General features: G+C 62.8%; 17 protein-coding genes and 1 tRNA gene. 9 read left to right on the forward strand and 9 right to left on the reverse strand.

All coding sequences use genetic code 11. The annotated features are described in order from the left end of the window. Positions 1 to 39: 39 nt before the first annotated feature. Positions 40 to 720: a polysaccharide biosynthesis/export family protein gene (locus tag VKP62_09020; GenBank protein ID MEB3197331.1), complete on the forward strand. Its 681-nt coding sequence runs from the start codon at positions 40 to 42 to the stop codon at positions 718 to 720. Here VKP62_09020 and VKP62_09025 read toward each other — a convergent pair. Together VKP62_09025 and VKP62_09030 are read right to left on the reverse strand one after the other, a co-directional pair. Further along, positions 693 to 1,835 carry a hypothetical protein gene (locus VKP62_09025; GenBank protein ID MEB3197332.1) on the reverse strand — a complete coding sequence of 381 codons (1,143 nt, stop codon included), beginning with the start codon at positions 1,833 to 1,835 and terminating at the stop codon, positions 693 to 695. The two genes, VKP62_09020 and VKP62_09025, sit on opposite strands and share 28 nt — an antisense overlap. Next, positions 1,828 to 2,247: a hypothetical protein gene (locus VKP62_09030; GenBank protein ID MEB3197333.1), complete on the reverse strand. Its 420-nt coding sequence runs from the start codon at positions 2,245 to 2,247 to the stop codon at positions 1,828 to 1,830. Before VKP62_09030 ends, VKP62_09025 begins: the two co-directional genes overlap by 8 nt. A gap of 306 nt (positions 2,248 to 2,553) precedes the next feature. Here VKP62_09030 and VKP62_09035 point away from each other — a divergent pair, with 306 nt between their 5' ends. From VKP62_09035 to VKP62_09045, 3 genes are read left to right on the forward strand one after another with little or no spacing between them, the layout of a single operon-like run. Beyond that, complete coding sequence (locus VKP62_09035; protein ID MEB3197334.1) at positions 2,554 to 2,883, forward strand: hypothetical protein; 330 nt, start codon at positions 2,554 to 2,556, stop codon at positions 2,881 to 2,883. Further along, positions 2,880 to 4,508, forward strand: coding sequence for a 1-acyl-sn-glycerol-3-phosphate acyltransferase (locus tag VKP62_09040; GenBank protein ID MEB3197335.1), 1,629 nt, complete (start codon positions 2,880 to 2,882; stop codon positions 4,506 to 4,508). The genes VKP62_09035 and VKP62_09040 overlap by 4 nt, the downstream gene beginning before the upstream one ends. A gap of 2 nt (positions 4,509 to 4,510) precedes the next feature. Then, entirely contained in the window at positions 4,511 to 5,554 is a 1,044-nt protein-coding gene (locus tag VKP62_09045; GenBank protein ID MEB3197336.1) for an NAD(P)H-dependent glycerol-3-phosphate dehydrogenase, read from the forward strand. A gap of 35 nt (positions 5,555 to 5,589) precedes the next feature. On the opposite strand, the gene VKP62_09050 is transcribed toward VKP62_09045, so the two are convergent. Then, the gene (locus VKP62_09050; protein MEB3197337.1) at positions 5,590 to 6,327 is read right to left on the reverse strand and encodes a sigma-70 family RNA polymerase sigma factor; all 738 of its coding nucleotides are present in this window, start codon (positions 6,325 to 6,327) and stop codon (positions 5,590 to 5,592) included. Positions 6,328 to 6,624: 297 nt separating this feature from the next. Between VKP62_09050 and ligA the strand changes: the two genes are divergently transcribed. Next, complete coding sequence (gene ligA / locus VKP62_09055) at positions 6,625 to 8,649, forward strand: NAD-dependent DNA ligase LigA (GenBank protein MEB3197338.1); 2,025 nt, start codon at positions 6,625 to 6,627, stop codon at positions 8,647 to 8,649. Next, positions 8,646 to 9,125 (forward strand): hypothetical protein, encoded by a 480-nt coding sequence (locus VKP62_09060; GenBank protein MEB3197339.1) that lies wholly within the window; start codon positions 8,646 to 8,648, stop codon positions 9,123 to 9,125. The genes ligA and VKP62_09060 overlap by 4 nt, the downstream gene beginning before the upstream one ends. 181 nt (positions 9,126 to 9,306) lie before the next feature. On the opposite strand, the gene VKP62_09065 is transcribed toward VKP62_09060, so the two are convergent. Together VKP62_09065 and VKP62_09070 are read right to left on the reverse strand one after the other, a co-directional pair. Next, positions 9,307 to 10,851: an O-antigen ligase family protein gene (locus VKP62_09065; GenBank protein ID MEB3197340.1), complete on the reverse strand. Its 1,545-nt coding sequence runs from the start codon at positions 10,849 to 10,851 to the stop codon at positions 9,307 to 9,309. 26 nt (positions 10,852 to 10,877) lie between these two features. Beyond that, positions 10,878 to 12,518, reverse strand: a complete 1,641-nt coding sequence (locus VKP62_09070; protein MEB3197341.1) for an ABC-F family ATP-binding cassette domain-containing protein — start codon at positions 12,516 to 12,518, stop codon at positions 10,878 to 10,880. A gap of 197 nt (positions 12,519 to 12,715) precedes the next feature. On the opposite strand from VKP62_09070, the gene clpP reads away from it, so the two are divergent. The 3 genes from clpP to VKP62_09085 are packed head-to-tail and all read left to right on the forward strand — an operon-like array spanning position 12,716 to position 14,647. Then, the gene (gene clpP, locus VKP62_09075; GenBank protein ID MEB3197342.1) at positions 12,716 to 13,372 is read left to right on the forward strand and encodes an ATP-dependent Clp endopeptidase proteolytic subunit ClpP; all 657 of its coding nucleotides are present in this window, start codon (positions 12,716 to 12,718) and stop codon (positions 13,370 to 13,372) included. Between the two features lie 4 nt (positions 13,373 to 13,376). After that, positions 13,377 to 13,649: a hypothetical protein gene (locus VKP62_09080; GenBank protein MEB3197343.1), complete on the forward strand. Its 273-nt coding sequence runs from the start codon at positions 13,377 to 13,379 to the stop codon at positions 13,647 to 13,649. Next, positions 13,646 to 14,647 carry an asparaginase gene (locus VKP62_09085; protein MEB3197344.1) on the forward strand — a complete coding sequence of 334 codons (1,002 nt, stop codon included), beginning with the start codon at positions 13,646 to 13,648 and terminating at the stop codon, positions 14,645 to 14,647. Before VKP62_09080 ends, VKP62_09085 begins: the two co-directional genes overlap by 4 nt. Positions 14,648 to 14,698: 51 nt before the next feature. On the opposite strand, the gene VKP62_09090 is transcribed toward VKP62_09085, so the two are convergent. From VKP62_09090 to VKP62_09105, 4 genes are all read right to left on the reverse strand, one after another. Next, on the reverse strand, positions 14,699 to 15,139 hold the full coding sequence (locus VKP62_09090; protein MEB3197345.1) for a hypothetical protein: 441 nt from the start codon (positions 15,137 to 15,139) through the stop codon (positions 14,699 to 14,701). Further along, a complete protein-coding gene (locus VKP62_09095) occupies positions 15,136 to 15,654 on the reverse strand; it encodes a hypothetical protein (protein MEB3197346.1) in 519 nt (172 codons plus the stop codon). The genes VKP62_09090 and VKP62_09095 overlap by 4 nt, the downstream gene beginning before the upstream one ends. Positions 15,655 to 15,658: 4 nt before the next feature. Further along, positions 15,659 to 15,793 carry a hypothetical protein gene (locus VKP62_09100; protein ID MEB3197347.1) on the reverse strand — a complete coding sequence of 45 codons (135 nt, stop codon included), beginning with the start codon at positions 15,791 to 15,793 and terminating at the stop codon, positions 15,659 to 15,661. 62 nt (positions 15,794 to 15,855) lie between these two features. Continuing rightward, a tRNA-Gln gene (locus VKP62_09105) sits at positions 15,856 to 15,926 on the reverse strand. Positions 15,927 to 15,981 lie beyond the last annotated feature (55 nt).

Below are 15,981 nucleotides of genomic sequence, written 5' to 3' on the forward strand. Positions count from 1 at the left end.
GAGACCCGGAGGCCTGTTTGCTTGCACCGGAGGGAAGTTGTGAATCAAATCAAGAGAGCCCTGCTGCGCGCATGGCTGGTGTGGGCACTGGTCCTCGCCCAAACCCTGCCGGCGCAGGCTGCCTATATGCTCGATTTTGGCGACACGGTCGCGGTGACCGTGCGAGAGGTCGGCCAGTTCAGCGGGGCGTTTCCCGTGCAGCCGGATGGCACGATCGTGATTCCATTCTTGGTGGATCTCCCCGTGAAGGGCCTGACCACCGCTCAGGTACGCGAGCGGCTGACGGCCATTCTCGAAAAACAGGTTCACAACCCGCAGGTGGCCGTGTCCGTCAGTGGCTACCGCCCCCGCACCGTGACGGTCATCGGCGAAGTGGGGTCACCGGGCATGCTGGTGCTGGGGCGGCCTGACCAATCGGTGATCGACACGATCGCGGCGGCTGGGGGCTTCACTGATCGGGCGATTCAATCACAGGTGGTGCTGATTCGTGGACAGGGAGACAAGGCCAAGCGCACCACCATCGACGTCGAGTACATGATGGCCACCGGCGATTTGACCAACAATGTGCGGCTGGAGCCGGGTGACCGGCTCCAGGTGACCCGCAACCCGTTGCCGTCGGTGCGAGAGGTCTTCGCCGTGACGAATCAGGTGCTGAGCTATCTGGGGACGGTTTCGCTGGTCTTCATCATGCTTCAGCGATTCGGGGGCCAAGGGCCTTGAGCCACTGCCTCAACCGTCGCCACCTGCTGAATTCCGAGTTGCGCCGCCAATCGGGCTGCCGCTTCGACCTCCTCGCGGGTCGGCAGCCGGTTCATTTCCGGGGCTGACTTGGCCGTTCGGTATGCGGGGTGAAATTGGGGCAATAGCGAGAGGCGTGCTCCGGGCACTTCGGTCGCCAGGAACGCCAGGATCGGTCGGATACAGCAATCGTGGTGGCCCGGCAGAATCAGCACGCGGGCGATCAGGTCGACTGGCTGGCTGGCCACCAGCCGCCAGTTGCGCGTCACCGCAGACCAGGCCCGAGGAATTCCCGACAGGGCTTCGCCGCATTCGTCCCGACCATAGCGAAGGTCGCCCAGGTGGATGTCCACCACTCCCTCCAGCAAACGATACAGTTCGGGGGAACCGTACAAGTTGGAATTCCAGACCAGCGGCAACGAGAAGTGCTTCGGGGCGGCCGCGATGGCGTCCAGAACGGCGGGCAGGTGATGGTCGGGATTGCCGCCCACCCAGCTCAGGCTGCGGGCCCTCGGGTCTTCCGCCAGTTTGAAAAGTGAGGGGTAAAACGATGGGCCGAGGGGGATGCCGCGGTCCGTCTGGTTGATCAAGTCGGGGGTGTGGCAATACACGCAATGCCATGAACAGCCAGTGAGCGGCACACACAGCGAGGGGGAAACTTCCAGCTCTTCGCCCTCGTGGAGGAAGGGAGGCGCCGAGTAGGAGGTAACACCGACCCCGCAGCGCCCCCGCACGTCCCGTGACCGGTCTACCTCGCAGCGATGCTCGCACAGGATGCAACTGCGCCAGAGCTGGCGAGCGATCGCGCGTTTGAGGTCCAGCAGACTCAGCCCCACGTCGTGCGGTTCGGCTGGTTCCTCCGCGACCCAGCGCCGGTGGAGGCGCCAGCAGTCGTCCAGTGACGCCGGCAAGGTGCGCAGCCCCCGTCCAGCTCGCAGGCGCGAGAGGTGTTTCGCGGCCGTTCTCCCCGGGGGAGCGTTGTCAGGCATTTGGGGGTCGAGGGCACGCCCTGCCGCCATGGCCGTGAGATCTGGGTCTTCGAACCAGACGCTCCCGTCGGCATCGATCCAAAGATGCTGGACGTCTCGTTCACTCACGGCGCAAGTCGATGGTCACCCCGCTCTCGCCCGCTTGCACGGGCGCGCTGGTCTGTCCCACCAGGTCTCCTGGGCTCGCCACGTCGATGAAACCTGAACGTCTGAGAATGGCCCGAATCACGACGGGCCCTCTGAACCAACTACCGGGCATCAAGACATCGTCTTGCCCCAGGGCAAAGGACTGAGGGAAGCGCACCCCGAGGAGTTTCACCACGGCCATCGGCGGCCCGACCTCTGACCCTGCCAGGCGTGCGGTGAGGAAAAGAGCGTCGGATTCGCCGACCTTGACCACCGCATCGGGAGCGAGCCGGACGGTCCCCGAGACGCGCGTTCGATCAGCCGAGTCACAGCCCGACAGGAACGTCGGACCCAGCAACAGCACGGTCAAAATGAAGGACTTGACTGCCTGCATGGCCACCCATCAGCGCTCTGAACGCTTTGACGGTATCCCCCGGGGAAGGACCTGTCAACTTCAAGTCGTGGTGGCAGAGCTCGGATGAGAGCGGATTTGCCGTCAGACGAAGGTGGCGCCGCACGCCAGAGGCGCACAGGGGTGGTAGCCTCTCACCAACAAGCGTCGCCGCGATAACGTGCCTGGAACAGCGATCGCGGCCGGGCTCACGGGACCTTCGCCATGAGTGCGTTGCGACCCGTGGTTGACGGGGTAAGCAGAGGACAGCCGTTTGGGACGTTTTCATCCGCGGTCTGGAGGCCAGGCGTGGCACTTGTCGGTCAACCCGTTCCGGTCGAAATGGTGGAGCTGCGCAACTGGCTCGCCCTGGTCTTTTCAGAAGCGGCTCGGGGGCTGCCCTGGCCGCAGGTGCTGGCGCTCAAGACCATCGAACACGCGCTGGCCCTGGGGATGATTGGGGGCGTGCTGTCTTCCGCCTGGGCCCTGGAAAGTTCTGCGGGGCGAGGGGTGGACCCGATGGCCGTTGCCCGTGTTCGCCGGGCCTTTGAGAGTTTGGCCTTCGGTTCACTCGGGAAGGACCTCGGCCCTGGCCTGGCCGCCTTGCTTGGCCTGACGGGCCGGGAGCGCCCGAATTGAACCCCGACCCCTGTTTCGGGGACGTGCCAGCTGCCCGAATCTTTCGCTTGAACGAGGAGCGGGCCGACCTGGTGCGCGAGGTGGTGGCGCGCCTGCTCCAAGAAACGGGTGAGCAGGAAGGTAGCATCGAACTCGCCGTGAACGACGTGGCTTTCCACGAACTGGCGCGACTGGAGTCCGAAGGGACGTCCTCGCCTGCCTATCGCCAGTGGAAGGAGCTCTACCGCGGCCTGGGGCGCAAGACGGCGGAGGAGAAGGGCGCCATCCTGCGCCGCCTGTCCGAGGGATTTGCCCAGGATATCGTGGGCAACTTTGATCCAGGTGTCTATCGCTTCGCCACCTCGATCATTCCACGCGGCCTTTCCCTGCTGTTCCGGAATCGCTCGCTGTCTCGGGGCCCCCGGGCGCTGGAACTTGAGCGGCGCATCTCCGTTCAGGGGCGGGTCGATTCGCTGCGCCGACTGGTTCGACGCGGAACGGTGGTGTTGGTGCCCACGCACTCCTCCAATCTCGATTCGATCGTCGTGGGTTTCGCCCTGGACCGTCTGGGGCTGCCGCCTTTCACCTACGGAGCCGGTAAGAACCTCTTCAGCAATCGCTTGGTCGGCTATTTCATGCACAACCTCGGGGCCTACAAGGTGGACCGGCGGCTGAAGAATCAGCTCTACCTGCGGACGCTCAAAACATACTCGACCGTCATCCTGGAGCGTGGCTACCACAGCCTGTTTTTCCCTGGTGGTACGCGGTCGCGCAGTGGTGGTATCGAGCAGAAGCTGAAATTGGGCCTGCTCGGGACCGGCCTGGTGGCGTATCAGAACAATCTCAGGGCTCAGGTGGCTCAGCCCAACATCTACATCGTGCCGATGACCATCAATTATCCGCTGGTTTTGGAGGGCGCCTCGCAGATCGATGATCACCTCAAGGCCGTGGGCAAGAGTCGCTACATCATCGAGGATGATGAATTCAGCCAGCTGGGCCGAATTTTCGCCTATGGGCGATCAGTGCTGGACTTCGATGGTCAGATGTTTTTGCACATCGGGCAGGCGCTTGACCCCTTCGGAAATCCGGTCTCCGATGAGGGAGTTTCGCTGGACCCTCACGGTAGACCGATCGATTTGTTGAAGTACCTCACACTGAACGGGCAACTCCGCGTTCACCCCGTGCGGGACGCCGAATACACCCGAGAATGTGGTGAGGCGATCCAGGTCGCCTACATGCGCAACAACGTGGCGCTGGCCACTCACGTCGTGGCCTATACCGTGTTTCAAATGCTCCAGGCCATTCATCCTGGCTTCGACATCTACCGGCTGGTGCGATTGTCGGAGGACACCGCGCTGCCGCGTCATCGTGTGCTCCAAGCGCTCGAACGGGTCAGGGACGCCTTGCTGGAACTGGCGGCGCGGGGGGGCATTCAACTTTCTCCGGCGGTTCTGGGGGAGCCAGTCGAAACGGTGCTGGCGATCGCCGAACGCTACTTCCGGATGTATCACACCCGGCCACTGGTGGAGGCGGAGGCAGAAAGCTTGCTGCTGCGGGATGTGAAACTGCTGTTCTACTACCACAATCGTCTCAAGGGATACGGCCTGGAGACTTGCTTCCAGGGTTCGCACTCGGGGGGGCCGTGAACATGGGTGAGTCATCGGAGATGGCCTTTCAAGGAACGATCGGAATCGTCGGCGGAGGCAGTTGGGGAACCGCGTTGGCCCATCTGGTGGGTGGACACGGCCATGCGGTCTGCCACTGGATGCGTGACGCCGGAACTGTCCAGGAAGTCAACCAGCAACACACCAATTCCAGGTACTTGCCGGGTATGGCGTTGCCTCTCACGGTCAAGGCCACACAAGACCTTCGAGAGGTGGCCGAGTCTTGCCGCCTGATCCTGGTGGTCGTTCCGTCACACAGTTTTCGCGGGGTGATGCGGGAACTTGGGCAATGGCTGGATGGCGGGCACATGTTGGTCCACGCCACCAAAGGCTTCGAGCCCGGCACCTTCAAGCGTATGTCCACTCTGATTCAGGAAGAGACCTGTGTCCGCCAGCTCGGCGTTCTGTCGGGACCCAACCTGGCGCGAGAAGTGGCCCTCGGCCAGCCCAGCGCGACGGTGCTGGCGAGTCGCTTCCCAGCGGTCATCGAGGCCGCACGGAGCGTGCTGGTCGGCAAGACGTTTCGCGTCTATGTCAACACGGACGTGGTTGGAACCGAGGTGGGTGGTGCCTTGAAGAATATCCTGGCGATCGCCTCTGGCATCGTGACCGGGTTGGAATTCGGGGAAAACACCAAGGCCCTGCTCTTGACCCGCGGCCTGGTGGAAATGGCCCGGCTGGGGGTCCAGATGGGGGCTGTTCCCGCCACATTCAGTGGACTTTCCGGCATCGGAGATCTCATGGCCACGTGTTTTTCCCCCCTGTCCCGTAACCATCAGGTGGGGCTGCGACTGGCCCGGGGTGAATCACTGGACCAGATCGTGCGATCCATGAACCAGGTGGCAGAAGGCATCAAAACGACCCAGTCGGTGCACGCCTACGCGCTGGCGCAGGGCGTCTACATGCCCATTACGGAGGGGGTCTATCGCATTCTGCACGAAGGAACGCCGCCGCAGGAGGTGTTGGGCCAGTTGATGGAGAACAGCCGCTTCGTGTTCGAACACGACCCGGAGTTCAGCCTCAGCTAAGCGACGTGTCGCTCAGAAAAACGCCCGCGAGGTACTCAGCGCGGAATCGCTGGGACCAAGGCTTGCCGCAATTGCTTTTCGGCTTTCTTGAGCCGACGACAGACCTCCATCTGACTGATGCCGAGACGGCGGGAGAGTTCGGCCTGCGTCATATCGTGGAAGTACCGCAGTTCTAGCAAGCGGCGCTGTGCATCCGTCAGATGTTCGAGGGCCTCGGCCAGAACCAGGCGGTCGTCCAGTTCGTCCCGACCATCCACGCCGATGCGACCATCGGAAAGGGTGTCGAGGAGCGACCGCTGCTCGTCGTCGTCGGCGTCCCCACTCTCCTGATCCAGCCAAAGAACAGTGACGCGGCGGTCGTACATCTTGACCTGGTCCACTTGTTCGGGGGTGACTTCCAGAATCGTCGCCAGCTCTTGGTTGGAAGGGTCGCGACCAAGTTCTTGCGTGAGTCGGTTCGTGACCTGACTGAGGCGGTAGGACAGTTCCTGGAGCACCCGTGGGCCGCGCAGCAGGTTCTGCCGGTCGCGCAGGTAGTGGCGGATGTGCCCGGTGATGAAATGCACCGCATAGGTTTTGAACTCGGTGTTGTGGCCCGTTTCATAGCGATTGATGGCCTCGAGCAGGCCAATCGAACCGACCTGAATCAGGTCTTCCACAGGGTCCGTGCTACGCCGGGCCAGCCCGCGCGCAATCTTCTTGACGAGCGGAAGGAAATCCTCGACCAGGCGTTGCTTTTCCCTGGCACTGTAGGTTTGAAACACCTTTTCCATGTTCCCGCCACCTCCACAGCCCGTTGCACGGCCCCCGCGCCATCGCGGCTTCGCCGGCGGGCCGTCATCAGGCCCCTGTTCCCGATTCCACTGGCTGAGGCCACCAGGCCTCCAGCTTTCCGAGGACTATATCGCGGCGGAGCGCCGGATTCTTTCTTATGGGAATTTCAATAGATCTTTTTGTTCGTGTGAATTCTTTTTTAGCCCCCTGTTCCAACTGGGGGAGGAGGCGCGCTATAATGCCATTTCCACCGCTCGAGGCTGTTGCCTGGCCCTGATGGAGACCACCTGGACGCAATGAGTGCCGAAGCCGCTCAGCGAATCGCGCTCCTGAGACAGGAGATCGAGGCGCACGATTATCGTTATTACGTGCTGGCGCAGCCCGTCATTGCGGACGCCGAGTATGACCGATTGATGTCGGAGTTGCGTGACCTGGAGGAGGCTTATCCCGAACTGGTCTCCCCCGAGTCACCCACACAGCGGCCAGGGGGCCTGGTCGAGACCCGCTTCGAGCCGGTCGCGCATCGCGTGCCGATGCTCAGTTTGGCAAACGCTTTCAAGCAGGATGACCTTCAGCAATGGGAGGCGCGTAACCGTCGCTTGCTGGAGGGGCGCGCCCTTGGCTACGCGGCGGAGCCCAAAATAGATGGATTGGCGGTGTCCCTGCGGTATCAGGGCGGACGCCTCATGCAAGGGGCGACCCGGGGGGATGGATTCACGGGTGAAGACATCACGCCGAATCTGCGCACCATCGCGGATATTCCAGAGCGACTGAACGAGCCGATCGACCTGGAGGTGCGTGGGGAGGTCTATATGGCCACCGCCGATTTCGAGGCCCTGAACGCGCGGCGATTGAATGAAGGGGAGGGCCTGTTTGCCAATCCTCGCAACGCCGCCGCCGGTTCCCTGCGGCAGCAGGACCCGCGGGTGACGCGGACACGTCCGCTGCGTTTCTGGGCCTATGCCGCCATCGGGCTGCCGAGTGTGCCCACCCACACCGAAGCCCTGGCGCGTCTGGCTGACCTGGGCCTGCCTGTTTGGCAGGATGCGGCCAGCTTGAGTGATATGGACGCGGTATGGGCCTATTGCCAACGCTATGAACAGCTTCGTCCGACCTTGCCTTTCGAGATTGACGGCGTCGTCATCAAGGTCGACGCCGTGCGTGAACAGGCCGAATTGGGAGCGGTCGGGCGGGAGCCGCGCTGGGCGATCGCCTTCAAGTTCCCACCCATTCAGGCCACCACTCGCCTGATCGATATCCGCATCAGCGTGGGCCGCACCGGCACGCTGAATCCGGTGGCCATCCTCGAACCGGTGGCGGTCGGTGGGGTGATCGTCTCGCGCGCCACGCTGCACAATGAAGACGAGATCCGACGCAAGGATCTGCGCCTTGGTGATGTGGTGATCATTCAACGCGCAGGTGACGTGATTCCTCAGGTGGTGAAGTCGATTCCGGAGCGGCGCACCGGCGCGGAGCAACCCTTCGCGTTTCCGGAACACTGTCCGGAGTGCGGCTCCGCGGTGATCAAACCGGAGGGCCTTGCCATGCGCTACTGCACGGGGGGAACGGTTTGTCACGCCCAGCTCGTCGAGCAACTCAAGCATTTTGCCTCGCGACGCGCGATGGACATCGAACACCTGGGCGGGAAACTGGCAGAGAGTCTCGTGTCGCAGGGGTTGGTGCGTGACCTTTCCGACCTCTATCACCTGGATCGCGCCACCCTGTTGACCTTGGACCGCTTCGCCGAAAAGAGTGTCGACAATCTGCTAGGGGCGATCGCCGACAGCAAGGCACGGAGCTTCGAACGGGTGTTGTTTGCGCTCGGGGTTCACGAGGTGGGGGAGCAGACCGCGCGCATTCTCGCTGAGCAGTTTGGTTCTATCGACGCCCTGGCCACGGCGACGCTCGACGACCTGCTGGCGGTCCCGGGATGTGGCCCGGTGGTCAGTCAGCGGATTCACGAATTTTTCGCGGAACCACGCAACTTGGCGGTGATTGAGAAGTTGCGCGCGGCCGGTCTGCAGTTTCGGGCCCGCGCCCAGGCCGCGCTGGCTGGGCCACTCGCAGGCGAGTCCTACGTCTTTACCGGCCGCCTCGCGACCATGGCCCGACCGGAAGCGGAGGCTTTGGTGGTGAAGCTGGGGGCGCGTGCCAGCAGCAGCGTGACCAAGGCGACGACGCGACTGGTGGCCGGCGAAGAGGCGGGCTCCAAGCGCGAGAAGGCACAAAAGCTGGGCATCCCGATCTGGAGTGAGGATCAGTTCCTGGCCCATCTTCGTACGGTCGCCCCCGAGGTGGTCGTACCTGGGGGAGCTTCGTGACGCCGATCGTGCTGCTCCACGCGTTCAGCGCCTGGAATTCGACGCTCGTCTCGGCTGCCCAACAGGTGGCCACGCTGCTCCAATCCAGGGTGCTGCCTTTTGGCGCCCGTCCCCACCTGGGCATGTACGATCTCGTGGTGCTGGTGGCTTCTCCACTCTCTTTGCTGGACCCGCTTTTTCACGCCCCAGGATGGGAGGGGGAGTTTCGAGGGAAGACCGTGGCCTTGCTGACGGATGCTCCCAGCATCGCTGGTGAGCCCCTCTTCAAGCTCTGGAAGGCGTGGTTGCGGCAATCGGGCGGAGCCATTCCTTACCAGGAAAGCCTGCATCTGGGACCCGCGCTTGGCGATTTTTCGACGCTGTCCGGGGGGCAACCCGACCGCGCGACTCGCCTGGTCGCCTGGGCTGAGACACTGGCCCTTGATTGTCCGGATGCCCCATTTCCGCGGGGGGCAGCCGGGGCACGACGACTTTGACTTGAAAGAGGACTGTGGTTGAAACTTCCGATCGACGAATTGTTGGTCTTTGGTCCCTTTGGTGTCCTGGTGCTCGTGGCCGCCGCGCGCTGGGGCTACCTTCAATGGCGCTACCGCGGCACTCCCTGACCTTCACGCCGTGTTGGCCGAGGACCGCTCATCCCGAGGGAAGCATCCGGGCTCAGGCCGCTGACAGGAGGCTGGCTTCGCGGGCTTCCCGCTCCTGCGCATCGATGCGAGCCACGGCGGTCACCAGGCCGAGTGCCGTCCAGTAGTACGCGGCGCCCGGGAGAACCGTCAACACCGCGCCACCGGTCAGACTCGTGGTGAGCAGGGCCATCTGGATGCCAAAGGCCACCTGTACCGCTCCTCGGCGGTCCGGGTCGTCGAGACGGTCGTAGGTTCGAACGGTGAAGACCAGGCCATATCCGGTCAGCAACAGGAAGAGGATGAAGCCGGGCCAACCCATCTCAACCAGCATCGAGACGAACTGACTTTCCGTGTAAGCCACGGAGGTGGCCCACGGGTCTGCTCCAAAGCGCCCCCCGGCCCCCAAACCGATGCCCATGCCCGCGGGCTGTTCAAACGTGATGAAGGTGAACTGGTAGGTCCAGAGATTCATGCGGTAACTCATGGAGTTGCTGGAGAGCCCTTCCCCGATCGAACTCACCCGTTCGGAGACCAGGTTCGCGACGCCTGGACTCTCGGCCGTCGCGATGTCCGACCGGGAGGAGGGGCTCGCAAAGGAGGTCAGCACCGCCAGCGCCACGATGGCCAGCAGTCGTTTGAGCCTGGCATCGGGCTTGCCACGCAGCACCAGGGTCCCCACGCCTGCCAGGGCGAGGGCCACGAAGGAGCTCCTGACAAAGGTGAGCGCCAGAGAGACGGTGCAGATGCCCAGCATGAAGGGCGCGAGCAGCATCATCAGACGCGCATGCCGCCGCATCGCAAGGAACCCACCCGCCGCGCAACTGCCAATCAGCATGAAATGGGAGAACGTGCTGGTGAAGCTGAAAGTCGAAAAAATGCGAATCTGGTCACCGATCATCTGCGCGCTGGCCTTGCTGGCTTCGGCCCAGAGCAAGTCATACTCGGGCAGCCCGAAGGCGTACTGATAGATGCCATAACACCCACTGAGTGTGGCACCCCAAGCGGTCAGGCTCAGCCAGCTGTAGACGGTTCGGTCGTGAGAACAGACGTGAGCCGTGAGCCAGTAAAGGCTCATGTAAAGCGTGAACATGCGCAGGCCGTTGACGCCCGCCGCCACGCTGCCCATGAGGGGGTTGAACACCTGCAACAAACTGAGCAGGATCAGGGCCAGCAGCAGGTTGCGAAGGCGCGCTTCTCCGGGAACCAGCTTGATGGGCTGCTTGAACCGCTGAGAGAACGCATAGCCGAGAACCGCTGCGCCCACAATCAGATCCGGTAATAGCAGGAGCAGGTCAAACTGGCTAACCACCTCGACTTGCGGATTGATGGCCAGTTGAACCCGGCGTAGCCAGGCAATCCAGGGGATGATCAGAAACAGCACGTTCCAGCCGACCTGCCAGCGCATCAAGACCGGCGTGACGAACAGCAGGGCCAGCATCGTCGCCAGGGTGCTCCGGTTGGGTAGCCCCGATTTCAAGACCCACAGCAATGCGCCGCTGGTGAGGAGCACCAGCAGCAGGGAGAAGAGCTGAACCATCCACGTCGGTCGCCGACGGGCCCTTTGGGGCACTAGCATCCGGTGCGTTCCCGGCGGAGAACGGGCTAGCCCACCCGGAGTGTGTGTTCGCTGCCTGGGAAGCGCCCCGCGTTCTTCTCGAGGAAATGGCCCAATCCACCGGAATAGATGGTGGTGTGCCCCTTGTCGATCACGACCACCTTGGTGGCGAGTTCGCGCAGGAAATGTCTGTCGTGGCTCACAAACATGATGGTGCCGTCGAAACGCTTGAGGGCCTCGAGCAGGATCTCGCGGCTGCGGATGTCAAGGTGGTTGGTCGGCTCATCCAAAATCAAGAGATTGCAAGGATTGGCGACGATTCTGGCGAGCACGACCCGGGTTTTCTCGCCACCGGATAACACGCTGACCTTCTTCTCGACGTCATCTCCAGAAAACATCAGGGAAGCCAGGATGTTTTGCACGACTCCGCGGTTGGCCGTCGGTACCACCTCCGCGACGGCGTCGAAGACCGTTCCTTCGCGGGAAAGAATCTCGGTCTGGTGCTGTGCGAAGTAGGCCGCCTTGATGCCCGCACCGACCCGAGCATCCCCCCCGGTGGGCGTCAGTTCCCCCGCCAAGATTTTCAACAAGGTTGACTTGCCAGCTCCGTTGACTCCCATCACGGCCACCCGTTCGCCACGACGAACGTCCAGTTCCACCCCGGCCAGCACCTGATGCGAGCCGTAACGCATGTCGAGGTCCTTGACGATCGCCGCGACATCCCCGCCCCGCGGGCACTCCGGCCAGAGGATTTCCACGGTTCGGGCGTCCTTCGGGACCTCGACGCGGTCCATCTTTTCGATCATCTTGATGCGCGACTGCACCTGGGCGGCGTGCGAGGCGCGGGCCTTGAAGCGGGCAATGAACTCCTCTTCCTTCGCCAGCTTGTCCTCCTGCCGCTTGGCCTGGGCCATCAGATTGGCGAGGCGAATGTCACGTTCCCGTTCGTAGAAGTCGTAGTCTCCACCGTAAGTCGAAATTTCCCCATGTTCCACCGCCACCACGCGGGTGACGAGACGGTTCATGAAGTCACGGTCGTGGGAGGTAAGAAATACCGCGCCTTTGAAGCGCTGAAGAAAGTCTTCCAACCACAGAATGGACTCGAGGTCGAGGTGGTTGGTGGGCTCGTCGAGGACCAGTGCATCCGGCTGCTGGAGCAGTGCTTTGGCCAGTTCGATGCGCATCCGCCAGCCGCCGCTGAACTCGGCCACGTCCTGGTCCAACTGGTCCGCCCTGAATCCGAGTCCCCCCAGAATCTCCTTGGCGCGCGTTTCCAGGTCGTAACCTCCACGCGCCTCGTAGGTCTCCTGAGCCTGCCCGAGCTGCTCCAGCAAATCGTTCATCGCCTCGTCATCGAGCGCGGGGTCTGCCAGGGCCTCTCCCAGCCGCTCCACCTCGCGGGCAAGCGCGAGAACGTCCGAGCAGCCCGCCAGGGCAGCCTCCAGGACCGACACGCCGCGAACCTCGGTCATGTCCTGCGAGTAGTAAGCCACCCGAAAACGCTCAGGAATCACAATTTGCCCTTCATCGGGCGATTCCTGGCGGGCGATCAGCCGCATCACCGTGGTTTTGCCGGCACCATTCGGCCCCACCAGGCCGACACGGTCGCCTGGGTTGATTTGAAAACTGGCATCCCGGAACAGGAAGCGTTTGCTCTGGAACTTGGCGACCTGATTGAAAGCGATCATCGTGAACTTTCCTGAGACAGTGAGGATGCGGAGGATGGCCTGGATTCTCCCTTCATCATACCTCGAATCGGCCTCCATTCAGCCTTTGCACCAAATTGTTCAGAAACTTCCCGGCCTGGCTTCTCCCATTCCGAGTCCTCAGTTATAATGGCGCGGCCCGGCGGTTGCCGGACTGCTGATGGAAGGAGACTCTCCCGATGTTCGACCCCCGTATGGCCCTTGTTCCGACCGTCGTGGAATCGACCAGCCGAGGCGAACGCGGCTACGATATTTTTTCGCGGCTGCTGAAGGAGCGCATCATTTTCCTGGGCACTCCGATTGATGATGATGTGGCGAGCCTGATCATCGCGCAGCTGCTGTTCCTGGAATCCGAAGACCCGTCGAAGGACATCATGCTGTACATCAACAGCCCCGGGGGTGTGGTCACGGCCGGGATGGCGATCTATGACACGATGCAGTACATCAAGTCGGACGTGTCCACCATTTGTTTGGGTCAAGCCGCGTCGATGGGCTCCTTTTTGTTGGCAGCTGGTGCGCCCGGCAAGCGCATTGCCCTTCCTAACTCGCGCATCATGATTCACCAGCCGCTCGGCGGCGCGAGGGGGCAAGCGACCGATATTCAGATTCAGGCCCAGGAAATCCTGCGCATGAAGCGGTACCTGACCAAATTGTTGTCGATCCACACCAAGCAAGACGAAGAGAAGTTGGGCCGCGATATGGAACGCGACTTCTACATGTCCGCCGATGAGGCCAAGGCCTATGGGCTGATTGACCAGGTGCTCACGCCGCGGATCGGGGCGGAACAGGTTCCGATGCCGCCCATGGAGGGCGGCGAGGGCGACATCAAGAAGTAGCGCCGTGCCCCGCGCGTCGCGAAGCTTTGAAACCGACCTGGGCGATCTGGCCTACCAGATCGCCCGTTCTGATGCTTTCCATCGGATCGTGGAAGAATTCGCGACGGCTCAGGTCGATGACCAGGAAACCCAGGAACGCATTCTGGAACTTCTGGAGCTTGGCCGTTGTCGCTTCTTCGGGGACAGAGGCGCCGAGGAATGGACCTGGGTGCTCAGTGAGCGGGAGGCGAGTCAACTCGCCTCCACCCTCTTCAAGCAAGCGGTGGGTGAGGCGTGAGCGAACGCAAACGCCTGCTGGTGGTGAACACGGGCGGCACCCTCGGCATGGACCCTCGCCAGACGGCGCCCCTCGGTCCGGGGGCGGTGGCCGAAGAGGTGCTTCGCTACATTCCGGAAGCCAGGGAGCTGGCTGACATCGAGATGCAGGTGCTGTTCAACCAGGACAGTGCCAACGTCCAACCGGCCCATTGGGAGGCGATCGCCCGTTGCATCGCAGACGCCATCGACCAGTACGATGGCTTTGTCGTCATCCACGGCACCGATACGATGGCTTACACCGCCGCCGCCCTGTCCTTCATGCTGGTGAACCTGCCGCGTCCCGTGGTTCTGACGGGGGCCCAACGTCCGATCGCCGCGATCCGGACGGATGCCAAAACCAACCTCGTAAATGCGCTGGAACTGGCGACCAGGGACATCCCGGAGGTGGGACTGTTCTTCGACCATCGCTTGCTGCGCGGCAATCGGGCTCACAAGGTGAGCATCGATGATTTTGATGCCTTCGCCTCCCCAAACTACCCCGCCCTGGCGGATGTCGGCTTGCACGTGGAGGTGCGTGAGGATCTGGTGCGTCGTCCTGCGGGGCTGTTCCATCTCCAGACCGGCTTTTGCGACAAGGTATTGATTCTGCGACTGTTTCCAGGGCTCCGCCCGGAGCACCTGATGCCCCTGCTGGATGCGGAACTCAAGGCTTTCGTGATCGAGGCCTATGGTGCAGGGACCGTCCCGGTGGCGGAACGCAGCTTGATTCCCTTCATCGCTGAAGCATCACGGCGCGGGCGCCTGGTCGCCTTGGCCTCGCAGGCCCTTTCCGGGCGAGTCGAGCCGGAAATTTACGAGGCCGGTCGCCGCGCCCTCGATGCCGGGGCCGTGTCCTGCGGAGATATGACCCCGGCAGCGGCGGCGGTGAAGCTGATGTTCCTGCTGGCCCAGTATGGCGAGGACACGCGGAAGGTGGCGAGGGCCTTTGGGCAGGCGATCGCGGGCGAGTTGAGCTGAGTTCCCACCTCGGGGGCGGGCTCGCCTGAGGCGTCGGTGGGATGCTCGCCCTCAGGGCAGACCCTGGGCTCGCGCTGAGCGGACCTCAGCGAGCATGGCGCGCGCGCTCCTGGACTCGTGAGCCCCGGCATCCAGCCATTCAGACAGGCGCAACTCGGCTTCCTGCAGGGGCAGCACGCGGCGCCATTCATTGCCATCCCAGGTGATCTTGAGCAGCAGGGAAGGCGCCTGGTCGCGAGAGGTTTGCCGCACCAACCAGGTGACACTGACGGGGGACGCCTCGCTTGCGAACGCCTCCAGGGTCGCGAGCAGTTCGACCAAGCCACCGAGACTTTCGTCTCCGGCGGCTCTGGCCGCCAGAGCCAGTAAAGAGGCGCGCGGGTCTGCTTGGCGACTTCGCTGACGCCCACGCTGGACGATGCGAAAGACCAGCCACAGATCGAACACGATGAAGGCAGCCACCAGCCCGAACAAGAGGTGCGTCGCCTTCATGGGGTGGCTCCCGGCATCAGGTCGGTGGGCTTGAAGCCAATCGCGATCAGGGCGTGGCCGCTTTGGGGATTGGCGAACAGGTCCAACATCAGGCGGTCAGACGGCCCCAGGGCCCGCTGGACGGTCTTTCCGTTGGATAACAAGGCTTTGAATGCTCCCAGGGCCTGTTCCAGGTCTTTGTCCTCCAAGCCTGCATCCTCGAGAAACAGCTTCGTCATCGAGGCCAAGCGACCCTCTTCACGACTGCGGCGCGGAAGGGGCAAGATCAGGACCTGTTGAACAATCACACCATCCTGAGTGTCGATGTACATCAAGGGATTGCCCAGGGTGTTCTCGCGTCCGGGGCCAAATCGAAAGCGGGCCCCCACGCGCCCTTCGTAGCGAAACAGGCGATTCCCCGCGACCAGATGAGAGGAGGCGAAACGCGGATAGGCGTCGCCGAGTCGTGCCTCGGCAGGCGTGGAAACCAGCCCCAACATCCCCGCACCCAGTATCGCTGCGATGGTCTGCCGCACGGCGTCAATCCTCAGGATTCGGGTTGCCACGCCATTCCGCCAGCAACGCCTCGACCCGCTCGTTCATGGTGGCGGTGGGCACAAACAGGGAGAGAAAGAACACCCAGGCAAAGCGACCCATCAGCCCGATTCGCAGCAAGGCGACCCTCCCGATTGCGCCAAATACGGCAAAAGCGGCCATTCGGCCGCTTTTGAGTGAGGCTCCCCCTCATGGATTCGAACCACGATTAACTGGGCCAGAACCAGTCGTCCTACCATTAGACGAAGGGGGAATGGCGTCCCTGACAGGACTTGAACCTGTGACCTTCTGCTCCGGAGGCAGACGCT

The organism is Candidatus Sericytochromatia bacterium (assembly GCA_035285325.1).
Classification (GTDB): domain Bacteria; phylum Cyanobacteriota; class Sericytochromatia; order S15B-MN24; family JAQBPE01; genus JAYKJB01.